Annotated in this window: 18 protein-coding genes and 1 tRNA gene; 10 read left to right on the plus strand and 9 right to left on the minus strand. The window is 52.3% G+C overall.

The annotated features are described in order from the left end of the window. Positions 1–133: 133 nt before the first annotated feature. On the minus strand, positions 134–1129 hold the full coding sequence (locus OQ371_RS03615) for a GRP family sugar transporter (protein ID WP_265992420.1): 996 nt from the start codon (positions 1127–1129) through the stop codon (positions 134–136). A 35-nt stretch (positions 1130–1164) separates the two neighbouring features. Further along, positions 1165–2103 carry a ribokinase gene (gene rbsK / locus OQ371_RS03620; RefSeq protein ID WP_265992421.1) on the minus strand — a complete coding sequence of 313 codons (939 nt, stop codon included), beginning with the start codon at positions 2101–2103 and terminating at the stop codon, positions 1165–1167. 163 nt (positions 2104–2266) lie between these two features. On the opposite strand from rbsK, the gene OQ371_RS03625 reads away from it, so the two are divergent. After that, on the plus strand, positions 2267–3727 hold the full coding sequence (locus OQ371_RS03625) for a hypothetical protein (protein ID WP_265992422.1): 1461 nt from the start codon (positions 2267–2269) through the stop codon (positions 3725–3727). 67 nt (positions 3728–3794) lie between these two features. Here the strand turns inward: OQ371_RS03625 and OQ371_RS03630 are convergent, their stop codons facing one another. Beyond that, positions 3795–4835 carry a DUF4097 family beta strand repeat-containing protein gene (locus tag OQ371_RS03630; protein ID WP_265992423.1) on the minus strand — a complete coding sequence of 347 codons (1041 nt, stop codon included), beginning with the start codon at positions 4833–4835 and terminating at the stop codon, positions 3795–3797. Positions 4836–5024: 189 nt separating this feature from the next. Next, entirely contained in the window at positions 5025–5795 is a 771-nt protein-coding gene (locus OQ371_RS03635; protein ID WP_265992424.1) for a YdcF family protein, read from the minus strand. Between the two features lie 81 nt (positions 5796–5876). On the opposite strand from OQ371_RS03635, the gene OQ371_RS03640 reads away from it, so the two are divergent. Next, positions 5877–7310, plus strand: a complete 1434-nt coding sequence (locus OQ371_RS03640) for a TlpA family protein disulfide reductase (RefSeq protein ID WP_265992425.1) — start codon at positions 5877–5879, stop codon at positions 7308–7310. A gap of 9 nt (positions 7311–7319) precedes the next feature. Here the strand turns inward: OQ371_RS03640 and OQ371_RS03645 are convergent, their stop codons facing one another. The 3 genes from OQ371_RS03645 to OQ371_RS03655 all read right to left on the minus strand — a co-directional run bounded on the left by OQ371_RS03645 (position 7320) and on the right by OQ371_RS03655 (position 9956). Further along, a complete protein-coding gene (locus OQ371_RS03645; RefSeq protein WP_265992426.1) occupies positions 7320–8330 on the minus strand; it encodes a hypothetical protein in 1011 nt (336 codons plus the stop codon). Positions 8331–8445: 115 nt separating this feature from the next. Further along, entirely contained in the window at positions 8446–9357 is a 912-nt protein-coding gene (locus OQ371_RS03650) for a DUF58 domain-containing protein (protein ID WP_265992427.1), read from the minus strand. Between the two features lie 155 nt (positions 9358–9512). After that, the gene (locus OQ371_RS03655; protein WP_265992428.1) at positions 9513–9956 is read right to left on the minus strand and encodes a septal ring lytic transglycosylase RlpA family protein; all 444 of its coding nucleotides are present in this window, start codon (positions 9954–9956) and stop codon (positions 9513–9515) included. 264 nt (positions 9957–10220) lie between these two features. Between OQ371_RS03655 and OQ371_RS03660 the strand changes: the two genes are divergently transcribed. The 5 genes from OQ371_RS03660 (at position 10221) to OQ371_RS03680 (ending at position 14635) form a co-directional block, all read left to right on the plus strand. Next, positions 10221–10544, plus strand: coding sequence for a DUF3276 family protein (locus OQ371_RS03660; RefSeq protein ID WP_265992429.1), 324 nt, complete (start codon positions 10221–10223; stop codon positions 10542–10544). A gap of 218 nt (positions 10545–10762) precedes the next feature. Further along, entirely contained in the window at positions 10763–11866 is a 1104-nt protein-coding gene (gene ychF, locus OQ371_RS03665; protein ID WP_265992430.1) for a redox-regulated ATPase YchF, read from the plus strand. A 39-nt stretch (positions 11867–11905) separates the two neighbouring features. Beyond that, positions 11906–12733 (plus strand): LytR/AlgR family response regulator transcription factor, encoded by an 828-nt coding sequence (locus OQ371_RS03670; RefSeq protein WP_265992431.1) that lies wholly within the window; start codon positions 11906–11908, stop codon positions 12731–12733. Positions 12734–12846: 113 nt separating this feature from the next. Continuing rightward, entirely contained in the window at positions 12847–13455 is a 609-nt protein-coding gene (locus tag OQ371_RS03675) for a hypothetical protein (protein ID WP_265992432.1), read from the plus strand. Between the two features lie 19 nt (positions 13456–13474). Further along, the gene (locus OQ371_RS03680) at positions 13475–14635 is read left to right on the plus strand and encodes a serine hydrolase domain-containing protein (protein WP_265992433.1); all 1161 of its coding nucleotides are present in this window, start codon (positions 13475–13477) and stop codon (positions 14633–14635) included. A gap of 1 nt (position 14636) precedes the next feature. Here OQ371_RS03680 and OQ371_RS03685 read toward each other — a convergent pair whose 3' ends face one another. Further along, positions 14637–15953: a type IX secretion system plug protein gene (locus OQ371_RS03685; RefSeq protein WP_265992434.1), complete on the minus strand. Its 1317-nt coding sequence runs from the start codon at positions 15951–15953 to the stop codon at positions 14637–14639. A gap of 67 nt (positions 15954–16020) precedes the next feature. On the opposite strand from OQ371_RS03685, the gene OQ371_RS03690 reads away from it, so the two are divergent. Continuing rightward, positions 16021–16968, plus strand: coding sequence for a bestrophin family protein (locus OQ371_RS03690; protein ID WP_265992435.1), 948 nt, complete (start codon positions 16021–16023; stop codon positions 16966–16968). 60 nt (positions 16969–17028) lie between these two features. Here OQ371_RS03690 and OQ371_RS03695 read toward each other — a convergent pair whose 3' ends face one another. Then, complete coding sequence (locus OQ371_RS03695; RefSeq protein WP_265992436.1) at positions 17029–18978, minus strand: ABC-F family ATP-binding cassette domain-containing protein; 1950 nt, start codon at positions 18976–18978, stop codon at positions 17029–17031. Between the two features lie 93 nt (positions 18979–19071). Here OQ371_RS03695 and OQ371_RS03700 point away from each other — a divergent pair. Together OQ371_RS03700 and OQ371_RS03705 are read left to right on the plus strand one after the other, a co-directional pair. Continuing rightward, positions 19072–19144: transfer RNA gene (locus tag OQ371_RS03700), tRNA-Thr, on the plus strand. Positions 19145–19327: 183 nt separating this feature from the next. Further along, on the plus strand, positions 19328–20665 hold the full coding sequence (locus OQ371_RS03705) for a site-specific integrase (RefSeq protein WP_265992437.1): 1338 nt from the start codon (positions 19328–19330) through the stop codon (positions 20663–20665). Positions 20666–20726 lie beyond the last annotated feature (61 nt).

Raw genomic sequence — 20726 nt, forward strand, 5'->3', positions numbered from 1 at the left:
AGGGTTTGCATTGGATGGTTAGGAATAGAAGGAATGTACTGTCGGTGGGCAACTCATATTTTTTGGGGAAAGCGGATACGGACACGGCTTCATGCAGCCGGTTATGGTTATTTGGTAGAGTGGTCCTGGGCGGTTAGCGGGCGATAATCAGCAGGCTCAACCCCACCACGTAGCAAAGAAGCATGACGTTCAGGATGCGATAGGTGCTCTTTGGCGCGTTGCGAAACTCCCGCCAGACGTAAATGCCCCAGATGGCGGCCACGACGGTTGCGCCCTGGCCCAGACCGTACGAAATGGCAGGGCCGGCCTGATCGGAAGCAATGATGCTGAAGGCAAATCCGATGCACCAGATCATGCCCCCCAGAATGCCCATCAGGTGATTGCGCAGGCCACCCCGGAAATAGTCCGCGTAGCTGACGGGTTTTCCCACGAAAGGCCGCAGCATCAACAGCGTATTAAACAACAGGTTGCTGACCAGCACCCCGACCGAAAAAAAGACCACCGCCGTGTAGGGACTGAGTTTGCCGGGTTCGGGCGTGTTAAAATCCGGAAACATCGACTGAGCGACGTATTTGTAAAACAAACCCATCAGGCAGCCACTGACAATCGCCAGCGCTAATCCCTTGGTGGACACCCCCGCGGCCTTGTCTACGCTTTTCCGGTAGGCGTTGGCATTCAGGAGAATAGCCACCACAATCAGGGCGACCCCGCCAAAAAGAATGGTTGCGTTGCCAACGGGCGCGTCCAGGTAATTGACCACCACGCCAATGACCAGCGCCAGCCCGATACCCACCGGAAACGCCACCGCCATCCCCGCAATGGCGGTAGCGGCACCAAGCAGAATATTGGCTGCATTGAACACAATACCGCCCAGTATGGCCAGCAACACATTCGCCTGATCGGCCTGGGCCACATCCGCCAGAAAAGGCCGTCCACCACTCCCGCTACTGCCGAGCGTAAAGGCCGATAGGAGCGCCAGAAGGGAAATACCCAGGACGTAATCCCAGTAAAATAGTTCAAAACGCCAGTGGCCCGCGGCCAGTTTCTGCGTGTTGGCCCACGAGCCCCAGCAGAGCATGGTAATGAAACAAAACAGAACGGCCAGGGTGTACGTTGGAATGATAAACATACGGGTTTAGGAAGTTAAGGGTTAGGAATGCACGCTTAATAGGAAACAGGATTGATCAGCGGCAGGCTGTTCACCTCCTTGCGGTACGGCATGGAAGCCTGGGCACCCATCCGGGTGACACAGATCGAAGCGGCTTTACAGGCAAAGGCCACGGCCTGTTCGAGCGGCTGGTCTTCGGCCAGCGCCACGGCCAGCGCTCCGTTGAAACAGTCGCCGGCCGCCGTTGTATCGACCGCCGTGACGGGCGGGGCCGGGATACCCCTGGAAACGGAATCCGTATACAGGTAAGCGCCTTTTCCGCCGAGTGTGATGATAACGTTCGGTACGCCCTTCGCCCGGATGGCCCGGGCGGCCTGTTCAGCCGTCGACAAATCCGTGACCCGAATGCCGGTCAGGAGTTCGGCTTCCGTTTCGTTGGGCGTAATCAGGTGCAGGCAACCAAACAGGTCGGAGGCAAGCGGTTGGGCCGGGGCCGGATTCAGGATGACGCGGACGCCCTTCTGGAAGCTCCGCCGAATAACGTAATCGACGGTGGGCAGCGGAATTTCGAGTTGCAGTAAGACCAGATCGGCCGGGTTTAAATCATTCAGGATCAGCTCCACATCTTCCGGCTTTAGGCGGCTGTTGGCACCGGGCGCAACGGTAATGCAGTTTTCCCCCCTGGCATCCACATTGATCAGGGCGACGCCCGAGGGCGATTCGCTGTCCGTCGTGATGTATTTGGGGTTGATTTTCTCCCGCTGAAACTGCTGGATGGCCTGTTTGCCAAATACATCGTTTCCCACTTTGGCCGCCAGGGCCACCTGTCCGCCCATCCGGGCAGCCGCAACGGCCTGGTTTGCACCTTTACCGCCGGGATTCATCAAAAATTTTCCGCCAATGACGGTTTCGCCCGGAGCGGGTAGTTTTTCGGCTTTCACAACCATATCGGTGTTGGAACTGCCGACCACACAGATTAAAGAGGAAGGGATCATCGGATCGGAATTGCTATTGTGACAGGTCAAAAATATCTGGAATAAATTATATTATCGCTCCAACTTTTTGTAGTTTTAGCTAAAGCCAATTATTCAGAAAATTCCTTAAAACCAGTACAAAGACAGTAGAAAGCCTTATTTGTGCGTCAAGTTAGCTAATCCTATGATTCCCATTGAAGTCCTGCACCCGCTGATCCAATCATTGACCAAATCCGAAAAACGGTATTTCCGGCTACTGGCTTCCGTGCAGCAGGGCGACAAAGCGTATCTTCGCTTGTTTGATTGCCTGGAACGTCATGAGTTGTTTACGGAAGAACTCAAACAGGAATTGAAAAGCCTTTTTCCAGCTACGGCGCTGGAACCCGCCCGCAAACACCTCTACCGGGTACTGATGAAAAGTCTCCGGCAGTTTGAGTCCGATAAATCCATCGACGAAAAGCTCATGAATCTGATTCAGGACAGCCAGATTCTGTTTAACCGTGGCCTGATCAGCGCCAGTTTTGAACAGCTCGAAAAAGCGAAAGCGCTGGCGCTGGAACACGAAAAATTTCTGTTTTATGTTCTGGCGGCCCGGCAGGAATTGCAATTCATTATTCCGCAGCAGTTTGTGGGGTGGAATGAATCCAAACTCGTTGAAAAACAGGAGAGAATCCGGGAACTGCTCGAGCATGAACTGACGGTTCAGCAACATGCCGCGCTGTATGAAGTGTTGCTCCTACGGTATTGGAAAACCGGGGTTGTGCGGAGTTTGCAGGAAAGTGTCCGGCTGAATGACCTGCTGCTGGAAGAACACCAGGTGCTCAACAGCCAGCGCCTGGAATCGTTTGCATCGCAGCAACTGCACCTGCATTTTCAGTCGGCCTATTTTCTGATGACGGACGATCCGGAGGGAAGTTTGCGGGTTTTGTACGAGTTGGACAACCTGTTTCAGTCACACGTTCAGCTCTGGGCCGACCGGCCCGTTTACTACCTCCACCTGTTGAACGGTATTTTGCAGACCCTGCGCGCCACCGAGCAATACGATAAAATGAATTACTTTCTAGAGCGCTTGCAGTGCGTCTCCACCCCTTCGGAGAGTCTGGCGCTGACGGCCCGGTATCAGGTGTTGGAACACCGGCTGCACAGCGCGGTTAACCTCAGTCAAGCGCAACAAGCCCTGCGTATGCTCCACGAGCAAGGCGAAGCCATCAGCCGCGACTTTCCTAAACTTTCCCTACAAATTCAGGTGCAGCTCTGGCTGACGATTGCCCGTATTTACTACAATCTGGGCAATTACTCGCAGGCCCTGTCGTACATCAACCATGTTCTGAACCAGCCAACCCGTTCACTGAGCCGCATCCTATACATCAGTTGCCGGTTGATGCATCTGCTGATTCACGTAGCGCTGAACAACCGCGATTACGTGCACTACGAGCTCCGGTCGATCGAGCGAAAACTGAAGAGTGAAAAACTGGGGTACCGCACGGAGCAGTTTGTGCTAACCCTGCTGAAAAACTGGCTTAAAAATAAGCCGTTAAAGTCGTTCCGCGAACAATCCCTCCAACTCCTGGAAGACCCGTTCGAAAAGCAGTTAATCCTGGAACTGGGACTCAGAGACTGGTTTACTTCGATAATCAAAAGTTAAGCATGATGAGTGAAGAGTTGCTAATGCGTCAGCTAACTCTTCACTCATCATGCTTAACTCTTCACTCTTACCGGTTGACGTATACGCTGCCGCTGCCCGCCGTAATGCGAACCGGAACACCGCCCCCGTTCAGCCGACCCCGTACACGGTCTTTTTCAACGGTACCGTCGAATTTGCTCAGGGGAATATCCACCCGGTTGCCCGACAGATCGAGGTCGATGCCCTGATCGAGCGGCATTCTGACGTTGACGCTGCCCGGACCACCCGACAAACGGACGTACTCACCCAGTTTCGTGATTTCAACGTCCATGCCACCTCCGCTCGTGCTGGCTTCGACGCTGCCGGAGATGCCCGACAACCGAACCGAACCACCGGAAGTTCCGGCCATCAGTTCCCCCTTCACACCGTCGGCCTTGACGCTGCCACCACTGGTGCGGGCGTTGATCCGGCCGCTCAGGTTAGCCAGGTGGACGCTGCCGCCCGAGGTCCGCAAATCCAGGTTTCCGTCGGAATCTTCCGCGTGAATGGAACCGCCACTGGTTGCCAGGTCGATGTCTTTCCGGCACCGCTCAACGTGAATGCTGCCGCCCGACGTGCGGCCTTTGATCAATCCTTCAACGCTGGTTACGTGCAGGCTGCCCCCGCTGGTGGCAAAATTCTGGCTCCCAATCAGGTTGCTGATGCGGATGCTGCCCCCGCTGGTGTGCAGGTCGGTAGCGAAGTTTTTGGGGCTGTAAATTTTAAAGGCAATGTTAAGCGACCGTTTCCAGTCCCAATCGCTGTTCTTCTTACGCTTGGCCGTGGCAACGACGGTATTATTTTCAACCCCCAGCTTGATGTCGTATTCTTTCAGCCGTTCTTCAATTTCTTCTTTAGAAAGTTTATTGTTCGGCCAGTTATTGCCCCGCACATACATCTCAACTTTGACACCACTGGACTGGCTGCCTTCCACGGAAATGCTCCCGCCGGACGTTTCAACCCGTGCCGTATTGAGATTCCCGGAGAAGTTTTTGGTATCGTAGGGCGTTTCGTTCCGATCCTGAGCGAAGCTAGTGACGGTTAAGGAAAGGGCGCCGAGAGCGGTTAATAGGAAAGATGAACGTTTCATACAGTATTGCGTTTTCTGTTTTTCAAAAGATGCAGCAGCCGATACAGAAGTTGCACGCACCTGCCTATCCGGTTACAAAGAACATACCACTCAATACAAATGCCTAATTATCAACGTATTACACAAAAAGACATTTTGTAAAATGTCCGGGATCGGACGGGTGGGCGTACACTTTAGGACAGTTATGGCTCAGATATAGCCCACAATCCGGTACGTTGTGTACCCGACCACTTCGTGAACCAGCCAGTATAAATCGAAAAGAGACTGTTCGGAAGGAAACAGGAGATGGTTGGGGGCAAATTCGCGCTGTCCGCTGATGAAGGCCGCCGGGTAAGGCGTTACCGCGAGCCGTTGTTTTTCGAAACACCCGATGGCCCGGCGCATGTGCCAGGCGGAGGTGATCAGCACGTACTCGTAGCCTTTAAAGGTGCGTTGGAGAATCGGAGCCGAGAACCGGGCATTTTCGTACGTGTTTCGCGAACGGTTTTCGAGGATGATGTCCCGCGCCGGAACGCCCGCAGTCAACAGAAATTGCCGCGAAAGCTGCCCTTCGTCGCCCACATCCCGCCGGATGATGCCGCCAATACCGCCACTAATCAGGATTTTCTGAATCTGACCGGACTTGTAGAGCAGCAACGCCTGAGCCACGCGGTCGCCCTGGTTGCCCAGGTGAATGGCTGGCCGGACGCGGGGGTTCACATTGGCCAGCCCGCCCGTCAGGACAACGCCCACCCGTGGCCGGGTGGACGCGGGCAACACCGCAGGCGGCACTTCCCACCAGATCATTAATTCATTGGTAATAAATCCATTACCCGCAACCATCAGGAGTATCAGGGCCGCAATCAGGGCTTTGCGCTGGTGGGCACGGTTTTTGGAAATAACGGCAAACAAGAGGGCAATGGTCAGCAGCCCCACGGGCATGAACAGGAACGTAAGCGTTTTTGAAAGAAAGTAAAACATCGTGTATGCGAAGGCCACCGCCCCAATCGTTATAAGTAGTAACTTTGTATGTCCAACTCCGGTCAACCAACCGCTTTATTCATGAATCGACGATTCAGTTTTACGGCTCTTCTGCTGTTGCTTTCGACCTCCCTCCTGCTGGCCCAATCGCCCGGAGGCCATCTGGTAACGGCTCACATCAAAGGACTGGCCAACAAAACCGCTTACCTGGCCCATTTCTACGGCGCCACGCAGTTTACCCCCCTGGACACGGCTACGGCCGATGCCGAAGGCCGTCTGGTGTTCGACGGCCCCAAAGAACTGCCGGGTGGTCTGTACATGATTGTCGTCAATGCCAAGCCGGTGCTGCAACTGGTGGTTGGCGAGCAACGGTTTTCGATTGAAGCCGATACCCTCAACACCATTGAGTCGATGAAAGTAACCGGCTCACGGGAAAACGAGATCTTTTACGGCTACCAGAAATTCATGAGCAAAAAGTACGGAGAAATCGGTGCTTTGCAAAAACAGGGCGGTTCGGCCGCGCAGCTGGCGGCTCTCAAGAAAGAAGTAGAAGCGTACCGCAAAGACTTTCTGGCAAAAAACGCCAATACACTAACCGTCAAACTGTTCAAAGCCGCCGAAGAACCCGAAATACCGGAAGCGCCCAAGCTCGCCAACGGTCGTCCGGATTCCAACTGGGTGTTTAATTATTACCGCAATCACTACTGGGACGGTTTTGATTTCTCGGACGAGCGGCTGCTCCGAACGCCATTTCTGCAAAATAAAATTGACCGCTACATCAAAGAGCTGACGGTGCAGACCGTTGATTCGCTCATTCCGGCGGCTGATTATCTGGTTAACAAAGCCAAAGCCAATAAAGAAATCCTGCGGTATACAATCTGGTACGTCACCAACCAGTATGAGGAGCAGAAAAAAGTCTTGAACACCGACGGGCTGTTTATCCACATGGCCGAGAAATACTGGCTGACCGGCGTAATGCCGCTGAGTGATACCTCGACGCTCACCAGCATGCGCGAACGGGTGGCTATTTTAAAGCCGCTGCTGGCCGGAAAAGTTCTGCCTAATGTAAGCCTGCAGGATACGCTCGGACGCTGGCGGCCCCTGCACGAGGTGAAGGCGAAATATACCGTTACTTTTTTCTACGATCCCGAGTGCGGGCACTGCCGCGAGTCGGCCCCGGCGCTCAAGAAATTCTTCGACCAGAACAAAGCGAAAGGAGTGCAGATTTACGCGGTGGCCATCGGCAAGACGGAGGCTCAGTGGAAGAAGTTTATCCACGAGTTTAAGCTGCAAAACCTACTGAACGTGTTTGGTCCCAGCGCCCCCGTCGATTACAAGAAGAAATACGACGTGTACTCGACGCCGACGGTTTATGTGCTCGACAAAGACAAAAAAATCCTGGCCCGGCGCCTGCCGGTCGAAGATCTGGAAGGTTACTTTAATTTCCTCTATCAGCAAAAGCAGAAAAAAGCCGCCCCGATCAAAGACGCTAAGGCAAGTGTGAAAGGTGAATAACTACCCATCTTATCTATTTTTCTGACAGGAAGGACGCACAATCTTTCCTGTCGTTTTTTCGGACGTACTGCTTGGCCTGGTTATACACCGAATGCAGTTGATAGCCCACCAGCAGCGACGCATCCAGCGCGTGGAGCCGTAGCTGATACGGTTCATAGCCGGTATCTTCAACCAGAAACCGGGGCGGATTCTGGTGTAAATCGCTCCGGTAACGTCCAGAAAATACGGTTGCAGGCCGGACGGATTGATCTGACGGGATGCGAATACATCGCGCGTGCCGGGCAGCAAACCCGTGTAACAATGCAACCGGGCCAGATCTCCGTGTCCCCAGATGCTAACCCGGTCGCTGGGCCGGGCGAGTGACTGAATCGCAGAGACTAGGGGATCCGCCGGTTTTTGAAAAGCGTGAGCACACTCAATTCCTTTGTTTCTGGAAAAGAGCGCTAAGCCAAAAAAGACGGTGTAAAGAAACACCACGGTGACTGCCCAAGGCCGGGATGCCGTACCGGACGCGGTTTCCCCGATAACAATACCGAGTCCCCAGAACAGAGGGGCAGAAAAGAGAAATAAGTAATGGTGGAAAGATTGCCCCGACCGGATGATCGAAAACCAGGCTACAACCAGCAGAATCAGAGCATACAGAACCGGCCGGTTCCACCTCCTCACCCTCAAAAGCCGGATGCCCAAACCGAAGACTGCGAACAAGGTAAAACCCAGAAAAAAGAACAGGTTGAACACATCGGACCGTTTGTCCGCTTCCAGCAGTAGACGGACGGGGATGTCCCACCTAAGTTCTCTGAATAGAGAACTATAGCCCAGATTGAAGCGGGTGTAGGCGTAGTAGAAATCCGTGAAGAGATTCGTACAGTACAGATCAATACCAACGAAAACCGTTCCCAGCAGTCCCGCGGCCACGCAAGTCAGCATTGGCCGGAGTAAGGACCGTTTGTAAAGTTCAATAAACGCAAAAAGCGCCAGGGTGGCCGCCAGCGGAATACCCTGAATTTTTGCGTACGGCATCAACCCGGCGGCAAAACACAGCAGATAGGCGTACTTGGGTCCGCGAGGGCCGATAAGAGCTGACAGGCAAAACAACTCGTTTTATGAAAAGTAGCCAAATACCTGTTGAGGGGGATTACTTCATCTTGGTCCGTTTAACGAGGTAGCTCGTCAGGATTTGGTCGAAGCCCTTGGCGATGTCGGCTTCAATGAAATCAATCCGGTATTGGCCGCAACGCAGTTTTAGTTCGTGGTAAAAACTCTTGACGGCCTGCTGGTAGTTGTCGCGCACCTGATTCGGCTGGACCTTCACTTTCTCGCCCGTTTCCAGGTCGATAAATTCATAAGGGCGCTCGTCGAACGCAAAATCCTCTTCGGTTTTTTTGTCCGTCACGTGGAAGATCAGCACTTCGTGAAGGTTGTGGCGCAGGTGCTGCAGGGCCGAAAACAGGTGATCCACCTCGGAGACGTTTTCAAACATATCGCTGAAGATCACCACCAGGGAACGCTTGTTGATCTTCTCGGCCAGCTGGTGAATGACCTCGGCGGCTGACGTTTTCCGCTGGGGAGCGGGCTGTTGCAGCAAATTACTGAGCTGCTGAAAAATTTTATGGACGTGCGAAGGTGTCGATTTGGTCTGCGTTTGCAGATCAATATTCTCCGCAAAAGTGGTCAGGCTGACAGCATCTTTCTGGCGCTGCAATAAATACGCAATGCAGGCAGCCGCCAGAATGCTGAACGTGATCTTGCCGTAGCCCGGTTCGGGGTAATACATCGTCGACGACGTATCGAGCAGCAGGTGGCAACGCAGGTTAGTTTCTTCCTCAAACCGTTTGACAAACAAACGCTCGGTTTTGGCGTACACCTTCCAGTCGATGTAGCGGGTACTTTCGCCGGTATTATAGAGCCGGTGTTCGGCAAATTCGACCGAAAAGCCGTGAAACGGAGACTTATGCAAACCGGTAATAAAGCCTTCCACCAACTGCCGGGCCAGAAACTCAACATTACCGTACTCCCGGACTTTGAGTAAATCTATTTGCGCTGCCATAGTCTAAAAATAAATATCGCGGCCGGGTCTTCCAACGGATGCATTTTGTTGGTTCGTAACCGGAACAACAATCGGCCTTGTGTCTGAAAGGCGTCCGGTGCAACTTACAAAATGTTTCCGAGATCCAGCCGCGATACGAAAACGTATTCCGCGCTCTAAATGTTGCCAGCGGGTACTACTACTTCAGGTTCCGTCGGAGCGAGTGCAACGGCCGCCGGAATACTCATCGCCCGTCTCTGCCCCACTACCCGGACGGCCACGTTGGCAATGCCCGAGCTGACCATTCCAATGGTTTTAGCCGCTCGGTAGGTCAGATCAATGATACGGCCTTTGCGGTGGGGGCCCCGGTCGTTGATGCGAACGACAACGGACTGATTGTTTTGTAAATTGGTCACTTCGACCAGGGTATTCATGGGAAGAGAAGGGTGAGCTGCCGTGAGTTGATCACTTTGGTGGCGTTCTCCGCTGGTGGTTTTTTTCCCATGTAAGCGTTTTGCGTAGAAAGAAGCCTTTCCTTTCTGTATGAGACTCGAATGAGCCTCCGTCGGTTTCATTTTCATGCTGGTAAAAAGCAGCATGATCGTTACGATGATACTCATACAGTTTGGGGTTTGGTGGAAAACAAAAAGAGGCTGAGCGTCAGACACATACGCCCCACCTCTTCCTGGAATACGATCATTCCTTATTTACAAAGATAACAGTAACTCCTTAAGAAGCAATATGTTTTCCCTGTTTCACGGAGTCTTATACCAAAATCGTACCGATTAGGCCGTACGCTATGAAAATTAATTTGAGGCAAAGTTTTTGCTAGTTATACTAATCCGACTATTTTAGCGTTTAAATCACCCAAACCACCAGAGATTGTGGAAGAAAAAGAGAAAGAAAAAATCTTTTCCAAGCGCGTAAGGGCCGGAAAACGTACGTATTTTTTTGACGTTAAGTCCACCCGCGCTAACGACTACTATCTGACAATCACCGAAAGCCGTCGGCATCCGCAGGGTGACGGTTTCATTTATGAGAAGCACAAAATGTTTCTCTATAAAGAAGACTTCGACAAGTTTTCCGACGCCCTACACGATACCATCCAGTACATTAAAACGGAATTGATGCCCGACTTCGACTTTTCTCAGTATAGTGCTAAGGATGAACTGGAAGACGTTGGTGGTAGTGATCTCAAGTGGGACTGATTCGCGCAAAGCTTCACTCGTAATTTGCCTCTGATGCCCGGAGGCTTTTTTGTTTTTCGCCCCTGAATGTCCGAACTTTGCGGAATAATTGTGGATGAGTGAATGATAGAATGAGTGAATAGAACCAACGATCACACTTTTGTGGCGAACCTATTCACCCATCCGCTCATTCACTCATTCACCCATCGTACCGGCGACCCGGTCAAAATTAGAAATTCATGAGTTTACAATGCGGTATTGTTGGGCTGCCTAACGTCGGGAAGTCCACGCTGTTTAATGCCATTTCGAGCGGAAAAGCCGAAGCTGCTAACTACCCGTTCTGTACCATAGATCCCAACGTCGGTGTTGTGACGGTTCCCGACGAGCGGCTGAATACGCTGGAAAGCCTGGTGAACCCCCAGAAGGTGGTGCCCACCATCATCGAGTTTGTCGACATCGCCGGGCTGGTGAAAGGGGCCAGCCAGGGACAGGGCCTGGGCAACAAGTTTCTGGCCAACATCCGGGAGGTTGACGCCATCGTCCACGTGATTCGCTGCTTCGAAGACGATAACATTGTTCACGTCGAAGGACGCGTTGATCCGCTGTTTGATAAGGAAATCATCGACGCCGAGCTGCAACTGAAAGACCTCGAGTCGGTGGACCGTAAAGTTCAGCGCACCGAGAAAGCCGCCCGCGCCAGTGGCGATGCCAAAGCCAAGGCCGAGCTGGAAACGCTGCTGAAATACAAGAAAGCGCTGGAAGCCGGCCAGAACGCCCGCGCCGTGGATGCGACGCCCGAAGAAAGTCAGGCCGCCGTTGGTGAACTTCAGTTGCTGACCATCAAACCGGTTATTTACGTAGCCAACGTTGACGAAAAATCGCTGCCCGACGGCAACCAGTATTCCGATCGACTGAAAGAAATGGCCAAAGCGGAGGGCGCGGAAGTGGTTGTGGTTTGTGCCGCCATTGAGGCTCAGATTGCCGAAATAGAAGATCCCGAAGAACGCCAGCTGTTTCTGGAGGAATACGGTTTGCAGGAATCCGGTCTGGACCGGCTCATCAAAGCGTCATACCGCCTGCTGAACCTGATCACCTACTTCACGGCGGGGGTCAAGGAAGTTCGGGCCTGGACGATTCAGCGCGGCTGGAAAGCTCCGCAGGCTGCGGGTGTGATTCACTCCGATTTTGAGAAGCATTTCATCCGGGCGCAGGTTATTAAAATTCCGGATTTTGTGCAGTACAAATCGCAGGCCGCCGTCCGGGAAGCCGGGAAGCTGTCGGTCGAAGGCAAGGAATACGTCGTGGAAGACGGCGACGTGATGGAATTTTTACACAGTGCATAACAACAGCGGGCTTCGGCCCGCTTTTTTTTAGCAATCAGTATGGCTGATGTAGCCGCCCAACCTGCCCGCCCCGACCGGTTTCGCGACGTACCGCTGTTTCTGGTCCTGATTCCGCTCATCAACGTCCTCAATTATTACCTCACGTACACCAACATCCCGTCGGGCTGGCGGCTTCCGGCGACATTTCTGATCGACACGCTTCAGGGCTATGCGGCCTGGCTGATCATCCGGCTGCTCATTCAACGGCTCGATGAACGGTTTCCCTACCAGCAAAGGTTTGCCCGGCGCATCGTCTTGCAGTGCCTGCTCACATCGGTTGCCGGGGTGCTGGTGATCGCGGTTTCGACGGAAATCATCAACTTTCTGGCGACCGACAAACCCGTTCCGCGCACGTTTTACACGCACGACATTTTTATTTTCTTTATCTGGATTCTGGCCGTCAACGGTATTTACATCGGCGCCCATTTTTACCACCAGTTTCAGCTGGCCGACCTGACGAAACTCGAAGCCCTCCGCATCCGGCAGGAGGGCTTCAGGGTCCGTTCGGGCAAACAGAACGTTGCGGTTCCTTTCGACGAAATTGCCGGGTTTTATGTCGACGATGCCTACACGATGCTCCTGACCAGTCAGCAGAAACGCTACGTGATCGATCAGTCGCTGGATAAACTGGAAGAAGAACTTCCGTCTGAATGGTTTTTTCGACTCAACCGCCAGTTTATTCTCCACCGTCAAACGCTGGCGGGTTTCGACCGGATCGAGAACGGTAAACTCAATGTCCGACTAAAATCCACACCCGGCTTTCCGCAGGCCATTCAGGTCAGCCGCACCAAGGCTCCGGCGTTTAAAAAATGGTTTACCGCCGACTAATTCCGGCAACACTTCACGGTAATTTTTGCTACACTTCACCGAAAAACGGTCTTCCCGACGATAATCAGGCGGTTTCGGCGACGGTATTTTGCAGAGCCAAAAATTACCGCACCATGATCAAATCGTTTTTATTCAACCTCCTTCTCTACCTCTTGACGAGCCTGCTGCCGGTTACGGCCCAACCCGGCTCGTCAGCCGAACGCCCGAAACGCGACTGGCCGCTTGTGGTCAGCCTGCAGTTTCAGTCGGTTTCCATGCCGTTTCGGGACCTCAAAAGCACCTTCTCCAATATCGGCATCAGCCTGGGTACCGAGGTTGCTTACAACCGCCGGGGCAATCTGCTCCAGCAGGTTCAGGTCGGCTTTTTCCGAAACGCCAACGCGGGCAACGGCCTGTTTATCCATACGCAGGCTGCTTACCGCCCGCGGTTCGGACCGGTCTATACGGAAGTCAAAGCGGGGCTGGGCTACCAGCTTGCCTTTCACCCGAATACCACGCTCCGGTTCAGAAACGGCGAATGGCAACCGGCTAATCAGGTCGGAAAAGGGATGCTGTTGGTGCCGGTCGGCGTTTCGCTGGGCTATCGGGGTTTGAAGACCAGACCGACGTTTGAGCCTTTTGTCAGCTATCAGTTTTTTGTGCTGCAGGGCTACAACCCCGACGTTCCCCTCCTGCCCAACCAGTTGATTCAGGTCGGCTCCCGAATCCATCTTTCGCACTAATTTACCCACCCCATTTTACATGAAGTCTTTTTTAATCACGGCCCTGTTGGTGGGGCTCCTCTCCTGCACACCCAACGACTACGCCGTTCCAACGGTTTCCTGTCTGGAATCGACACCCGTTAACTCTAATTATTCCAAAGCGCAGGCCATTCAGGAACTATTAAACCAGTACACGGCCGAAGGCATTCCGGGGCTTGCGGTGGCCGTTTACACCCCGCAGGAGGGCTATTGGGCGGGGGCGGCTGGCTACGCCCGGCTGGAAGATAAAACCGCCCTGCAAATCTGTCATTTGCAATACGGCCAGAGCGTTGCCAAAACCTACACGGCCGTTGGCATCCTGAAACTGGTGGAAGCCGGTAAACTGGAACTGGATGCACCCATTACGAAGTACCTGCCCGCTCACCTCACCGACTACATTACCGATGCGGCCACGATAACGGTTCGGATGCTGCTCAACCACACATCGGGCATTCCGGGTTACTCGCTCGACAACGATTACGTGACGGTTTTGCTACAACATCCCCTGCGGACGTTTACCGCCGAAGCTTACCTGTCGTACATCCGGAAAGCGCCGTTGCGGTTCAAGCCCGGCCTTTATTTCGAGTACTCTGACACCAATTACCTGCTGCTGGCGCAGATTGCCAACCACGTTCACGGCAATTACGACCAGTTGATTCAGGAAAGCATCCTGACCCCGCTGAACCTGCGCCAAACGTTCTACGACAACATGCAGCAGCAACCAAATCTCGTCAACAGCTATTTCGACCGGTTTGGCGACGGCAGGCTGGAAAACGTTTCTCAAATGCAGCAGGCTAACGTTAATTCACTGATGGGCGACGACGGGATAACGGCCTCCCCGCTGGACTACATCAAATTTCTGCAAGGGCTCTTTTCCGGCCAGTTGCTGTCCCAAAAAAGCCTGGTTGCCATGACCACCTGGATCAACAATAAGGACGGGAGGCCCAATTATGGTATGGGCCTGTACTACAGTCATTTAGCTAATCAGGTCGCTTATGGCCATGGCGGAGCAGGTCTGGGTGCGGGGTGTGCGCTCTATTATTTTCCCGAGAAAAATATCTACGTCTTTCTGGGTACCAACCTGGGTACGCTGACCGACGGGCCGTACGTCCGTAAAGTGGGCGAAATGCGCGATAAACTATTGGATCTGCTGCTAAAATAACTCACTTCCGCTTGTTGTAACCGATTCGCCGGTAACCGACCAACTGATCGGCCCGCGCAGCCGGTGGGCGGTGATACACAAAGAGTTCGTAATCGTTTTCCGTCTCCGAATAATTGCCTTCTATCAGCATCTCGTTGCCCGTCAGGTTCATACCCGAGCGGGTGACGGGCGGTGGTATGCCTTTCACGGAATAGTTGTAATTGTAAACGCCCTGCTTCAACGGAATCTCGGCCTGATAGGCCCGCAAGTCCGGCATGTACGTCATGCGGTTGAGATTATCCAGCCGCCAGAAATTGAAGGCGCTGTTTACATACACCTCCGCGTTGGCCAGTTCGTCCATGCGCAGCGTGAAAACCGTCGTGATGTAATCGGCCTGGGTAGCACCGATGCGGGTTTCCAAAATATCAATCACGTACTGCCCGTTGAAATCGTCGGTCTGAACGTAGGCCCCTACACTGCGTATCCCATCGGGGTTAACGAAAGCCGTGTTACGGTCGTCCCGCCGTTCGACCTGCTGGATGTAATTTCCGCGCGACAATACCGTCCGGGTGTCGAAATACCGGTATTCATTGCCGCCGGGGAAGGTGTTCTTCAAATCGAAAATCCGGTACTCCAGGATGTTGTCAAACGCCCGGACGTTGGTGGGGCGCAGGCCCGTGATCACGCGGTCGTCACGGTAATTCTGCCGGACAACGATTTTCAGGTCTTCCTGCGGAGAAATAAGCGGATAACCCCGGTAACTAATCTCAAAATTGATCTGCTGGTCAGTAAACCGCTGCTGCGGATCATTGGCAAACTGCACCGTAGCCGCCAGCCCCACGCGGTTGACGTAGGTGACAAACCGGCGGCTGAAGTAAACCTGCCGCGGGTTGCGCTCGTTATAAACCACCAGCACGTAATTGCCCGGCAGCTTCATCTTCGGGACCGGAAACCGGTAGTGGTAATACGGTATTTTGGTGTTCTGCGAAATCTGGTAATCCTGAATTGGGTAATCGTTGTATTCGTAGGTAAACTCAATATCGCTCAGGATAGACTGCTGCCAGTCGGCGTTGCAATGCACAAACTTTGCCCGAAACGGCCGGTAGTCGGCCGTCAGGTCGTCAAATTCCAGCATCAGCTGGGTGTTGGTTGCCTGATCAATAACGGGTGGGTTGAGCGTTTGCGCCGGGTCGGTCAGGTCGCTGCCAATGACGGGGTACAGCAGTACGGTTTTGATGGTATTATCAAAAATACGATCTTCCGTCGGCAGTTTCTGGGCGGAAACCCGCACCAGCGTCAGGACGTTCAGCAATAGAAAAAAAGGAAAGAATGGCTTCATACGGATAGAATCTCATGAGTATGAACGAAATTTGGACCTCAGAGTTATACAAAACCAGACTACTGTTTTGAGAAAGAAAGATATAAACTCCGAATCGCTCGTCACGTATAACCCCAAAGAATGGCTGCGGTTTCTGATTAACTTCCCCAGGGCCGACACCGTTCGCAAACTATTGCCCTACCTAGGGCTCATGGCGATGTATTCGCTGCTGGTGGCGTTTCTGATTCTGGAGGTGTTGGGATTGAAAGACAACTCCGATCTGAAGCAAATCTCGCTGATGCACTCGCTGCTGGGGTTTGTAATTTCGATGCTGCTGGTTTTCCGGACCAATACGGCTTACGATCGCTGGTGGGAAGGCCGTCGGCAGTGGGGTGCGCTGGTCAATAACAGCCGGAACCTGGCCCTGAAACTGGACCCTTTGCTGGACGCAACGGAAGAGCGGGATTTCTTCCGGACGATGATCCCCAACTTTGCCTACGCGATGAAAAACCACCTGCGCGCGGGGTTCATTGAACGGGAGTTTATCGAGTCACCCCTGTTTCACCTGACCGACCTAAGACGGAGTGATCACATTCCGGCCCAGATCTCGGCGGCCATTATCCGCAAAGTTTACGAGCTTCAGCGGAGGGGGGTGCTGCTGCCGGAACACCTGATTTTTCTCAATCCGGAGCTACTGAGTTTCATGGACATCTGCGGGGCCTGCGAACGGATTCATAAAACGCCCATACCGTACTCGTACAGCTCGTTCCTGAAGAAATTCATTTTCATTTACTGCATTACACTACCGCTGGGCTACGTTTTCAACCTCCACTACCTCGTCATTCCGTTCGTTGTCTTTATCTTTTACGTGCTGGCGAGTCTGGAAGTTATTGCGGAGGAAATTGAAGATCCGTTTGGAACCGATGCCAACGATTTGCCCGCCGAAACGATCTGTACCAACATCCGGAATTCGGTTCAGCAACTGATGCCGGTGCTGCCACCGGCCTCCCCCACGATTTCCGGCGGCCAGTCCTGAGTGATAGGTACGGCCCCGAATCGGGGGGGAGTCAATGATCGGTGTAGTTGAAGGTTTGGCTTACGCCAGCTTTTTTTCCAGTTCTTCGGCTTCCAGCATGGCTCCCTCCCACTGCTCCTGAATGGTATCAAGCTGGGTTTTGAGTCGTTGGTAATCGGTGGTTTTGGCCTTAAGTTTCTTACCATCGGACACCACTGCCGGGGTGGCCAGCTCGGCTTCCAGTTGCTTTTTCTGTTGCTCCAGGTTGGCAATTTTCTGCTCAAAGTCGTCGGCCTGCTGCGTCGCTTTTTTCAGGGCCCGTTGCAGTTCCTTGCGCTCGTCGTCGTTGGTAGCGGGTTTGGGGCTTGGAGGAGTTGCCTTAGCGACCGTGGGCGCCGGTACTCCCGCTGCTTTGCCGTCTCCCCCCTTCGACTTGCGCTCTTCCGTCCACCACTCGTATTCGTCGTACGTACCGGGGTATTCTTTCACCTGTTCGTCTTCGATGTACCAGATCTTGTTGGCAATCCGCGAAACGAAATACCGGTCGTGCGATACAATTACGTAGGTACCTTCGTACTGCTCCAGCGCCTGAATCAGAATGTTCACCGACTGCATGTCCAGGTGGTTGGTCGGCTCATCAAGCAGCAGGAAGTTGGCCTGCGACAGCAGCACCTTTGCCAGCGCCACCCGCGATTTTTCACCTCCGGACAGCACTTTGATTTTCTTGAACACATCGTCGCCCGTAAACAGGAAACAACCCAAAACCGTCCGTAATTCGGCTTCTGACTTGGTGGGATTGGCCGATTTGAGCTCTTCCAGCATGTTGTCCTCCACGTTCAGCGACTCCAGCTGGTGCTGGGCGTAGAAGCTGAACGAGACGTTGTGGCCAAGCCGCCGTTCACCTTTGGTCGTCGGTTCGGTTCCGGCAATGATGCGCAGCAGGGTTGATTTCCCTTTCCCGTTGGCCCCAATCAGCGCCACGTGATCACCGCGTTCCAGCCGGGCGGTGCTGTGGGTCAGGATTTTTTTATCGTCGTACGATTTGCTTACATCGTCGAGGTGCAGAATATGCCGGCCGGGTTGCGTCGAGAAGTTAAACCGGAAATTAACGCGGGCGTTTTCGTCGATTACCGCATCCACCAGCTCCATTTTTTCCAGCATCTTCACCCGGCTCTGCGCTTGCTTTGCCTTGGTCGCTTTGGCCTTAAACCGTTCGATAAACCGTTCGGTCTGCCGGATTTTGGCCTGCTGGTTTTCGTAAGCCCCCTGTTGAATTTCGTTGCGCAGGGCTTTTTCTTCAACGTAGTAGGAGTAATTGCCGCCGTAATAATGCAGTTTCGCGCCCGAAACTTCTACGATGGTATCCACCACATTGTCGAGAAACTCGCGGTCGTGGGAAACCACAATCACGGCTCCTTCATAATTCTGAATATATTTTTCAACCCACTGAATCGACGGTAAGTCCAAGTGGTTGGTCGGTTCGTCAAGCATCAGCAGCGACGGCTTTTGCAGCAGTAATTTCGCCAGCATGACGCGCATCCGCCAGCCCCCGGAAAACTGCCGGAGCGGTTTGTGCAGGTCTTCCGTCGTAAAGCCCAACCCTTCCAGAATTTCTTCGGCTTTCGACTGGATCGTATAGCCGTCCAGAGCCGCAAATTCATCCTGCGCCCGCGCCAGCTTGTCGACCAGCACATCACGGTAGTTAACCTCCATTTCGTGCAGCAGCGCATCGATCTGCTTCTGCAGCTGGTTTTCCCGCTCGAAAGCCTGCATGGCTACCGACAGAATCGAGTCATCTGTTTGGTAGGAAAGCAAATCCTGGTTCAAAAAGCCGATGGTCACGTCGCCCGCTTTGGAGATAATTCCGCCATCGGACTGGTATTCCCCGATGATCAACCGCAGCAAGGTTGATTTGCCGGTTCCGTTGAGGCCAATGAGACCAATTTTCTGACCGGGTTTGATGTGCATCGACGCATTTTCGTAGAGCGCCCGGCTTCCGAGATAATAAGACAGGTTTGTAATCGAAATCATACGGCAAATTTACGCAATTTTACCGCGTTTGCTTGCATGATTTGTGAATAACCCGTTATATTTGCACCCACAAAAATGGCAATTACCCATTTTGCCTCCTTAGCTCAGCTGGTAGAGCGACGCATTCGTAATGCGTAGGTCGCAGGTTCGAATCCCGTAGGAGGCTCATTTTTTGAACAAGGGTTAATCAGTTTTCGAGCGTAAAACCTCAAAATCAACTGATTAGCCCTTATTTCTTTATTGCACTTTATAGAAATATATACACTTCCGTAAAGTAAATCTGTCCCCTGATCCGTCCCCCACATTACATTAATTATTAAATTGGTAATGACTAAAACAAGTTATTACTGTGAAAACCATATCCGATAAGGACATTAAGTTCTTGCTGAAGGACGCCCGCGCGGACCGACCTACTCTTATTAACCTTGTATTCCGGTACGAAAACGCCCGTTTTAAGGCCTCAACTGGCCTCACTATTGAGCCTTACCAATGGGATACGGTAAACCAACGTGCGTATAATAATCAAAAGAGCCGGGCTTCCCGTGAACCTTTTGAAACCATTAACGCTCATCTCGACCGGTGGCGGTCGGCTACTAGAAAGGTATTGAACGCATTACAACTCGCCCAAATACCTTTCAATAATGAAACGATCAAACAGCACTTAGACACGGAATTAGGGCGGGTTAAAAAAGTCAGAGTAGTTGAGGCGAAAACAGAATCGTTTGCGGATTATATAGAGCGATTTGTTAAGGAGGCTGAGGTAGGAAAACGGCTGAACTCTAAGAGCATACGGTACGCTCGCTATACGTTGGCAGGATATATGAAGTTGAAACGAGTTTTGGAGCGATACCAAGCCGAAACAGGTAAGGGTATTGATTACAAAGACTTCTCACTCGATTATTACCATGCCTTCAAACTCTGGTTGACCGGCCGGGGCCTGACGCTCAATTACGTAGGTACTTTGCTAAAAGACCTTAAAGTTATGTTAAAACAGGCCCACTCTGACGGAATGCACAGTAATAACGTTTATCAACATCGGGATTTTAAAAAGTTGGTGGAGGATGTAGATAACGTTTACCTAACTGATGATGAATTAACGGTGCTCTATAATCTTGACCTAACCACTAACGCTCGATTGGACCGAGTTCGTGACTTGTTTCTGATTGGCTGTTACACGGGTTTACGGTTTTCCGATTACTCAGAGTTACGGCCAGAAAACATTACCCATAATGGGCGTATTTTGACTCGTAAGACGCTCAAAACATCAGAGCGTGTCTCTATTCCCCTCAATTCCAAAGTCCTTTCTATTATTAATAAATATGAAGGTATTCCTCCGCGCACGATCACAAATCAGAAAATGAACGATTACCTGAAGGAGTTGTGCCATCGAGCTGGACTGACTCAATCCGTAGAAGTGAGTCGAACAAAAGGAGGTAAGAAAGAGACCCGTTACATCCAAAAATGTGAAATGGTAACTACTCACACTGCTCGCCGTTCTTTTGCAACCAATGCATATTTAGCAAAGGTTCCTACCGTTGCTATAATGAAGATTACCGGCCACCGTTCAGAGGCCGTATTTTTACGCTATATAAAAATTTCTTCGGAGCAGAATGCATTATTAATGCTGGAACATCCTCACTTTGGCGGTGTAGAAATAAATAAAAATTCTACGTTGCAAACAGTCTAACCGATTTCTCTTTACAGCGTTCCTACTGGTGATCTAATAATAAATTCAAAAAAGAATTAAT

Origin of the sequence: Larkinella insperata, assembly GCF_026248825.1 — a bacterium.
Classification (GTDB): Bacteria; Bacteroidota; Bacteroidia; order Cytophagales; family Spirosomataceae; genus Larkinella; species Larkinella insperata.

Bases quoted from the DNA above. Each gene is read 5' to 3' on its own strand.
- OQ371_RS03615 (WP_265992420.1), bottom strand. From the start codon at position 1,129: ATGTTTATCATTCCAACGTACACCCTGGCCGTTCTGTTTTGTTTCATT.
- rbsK (WP_265992421.1), bottom strand. From the start codon at position 2,103: ATGATCCCTTCCTCTTTAATCTGTGTGGTCGGCAGTTCCAACACCGAT.
- OQ371_RS03625 (WP_265992422.1), top strand. From the start codon at position 2,267: ATGATTCCCATTGAAGTCCTGCACCCGCTGATCCAATCATTGACCAAA.
- OQ371_RS03630 (WP_265992423.1), bottom strand. From the start codon at position 4,835: ATGAAACGTTCATCTTTCCTATTAACCGCTCTCGGCGCCCTTTCCTTA.
- OQ371_RS03635 (WP_265992424.1), bottom strand. From the start codon at position 5,795: ATGTTTTACTTTCTTTCAAAAACGCTTACGTTCCTGTTCATGCCCGTG.
- OQ371_RS03640 (WP_265992425.1), top strand. From the start codon at position 5,877: ATGAATCGACGATTCAGTTTTACGGCTCTTCTGCTGTTGCTTTCGACC.
- OQ371_RS03645 (WP_265992426.1), bottom strand. From the start codon at position 8,330: ATGCCGTACGCAAAAATTCAGGGTATTCCGCTGGCGGCCACCCTGGCG.
- OQ371_RS03650 (WP_265992427.1), bottom strand. From the start codon at position 9,357: ATGGCAGCGCAAATAGATTTACTCAAAGTCCGGGAGTACGGTAATGTT.
- OQ371_RS03655 (WP_265992428.1), bottom strand. From the start codon at position 9,956: ATGAGTATCATCGTAACGATCATGCTGCTTTTTACCAGCATGAAAATG.
- ychF (WP_265992430.1), top strand. From the start codon at position 10,763: ATGAGTTTACAATGCGGTATTGTTGGGCTGCCTAACGTCGGGAAGTCC.
- OQ371_RS03670 (WP_265992431.1), top strand. From the start codon at position 11,906: ATGGCTGATGTAGCCGCCCAACCTGCCCGCCCCGACCGGTTTCGCGAC.
- OQ371_RS03675 (WP_265992432.1), top strand. From the start codon at position 12,847: ATGATCAAATCGTTTTTATTCAACCTCCTTCTCTACCTCTTGACGAGC.
- OQ371_RS03680 (WP_265992433.1), top strand. From the start codon at position 13,475: ATGAAGTCTTTTTTAATCACGGCCCTGTTGGTGGGGCTCCTCTCCTGC.
- OQ371_RS03685 (WP_265992434.1), bottom strand. From the start codon at position 15,953: ATGAAGCCATTCTTTCCTTTTTTTCTATTGCTGAACGTCCTGACGCTG.
- OQ371_RS03695 (WP_265992436.1), bottom strand. From the start codon at position 18,978: ATGATTTCGATTACAAACCTGTCTTATTATCTCGGAAGCCGGGCGCTC.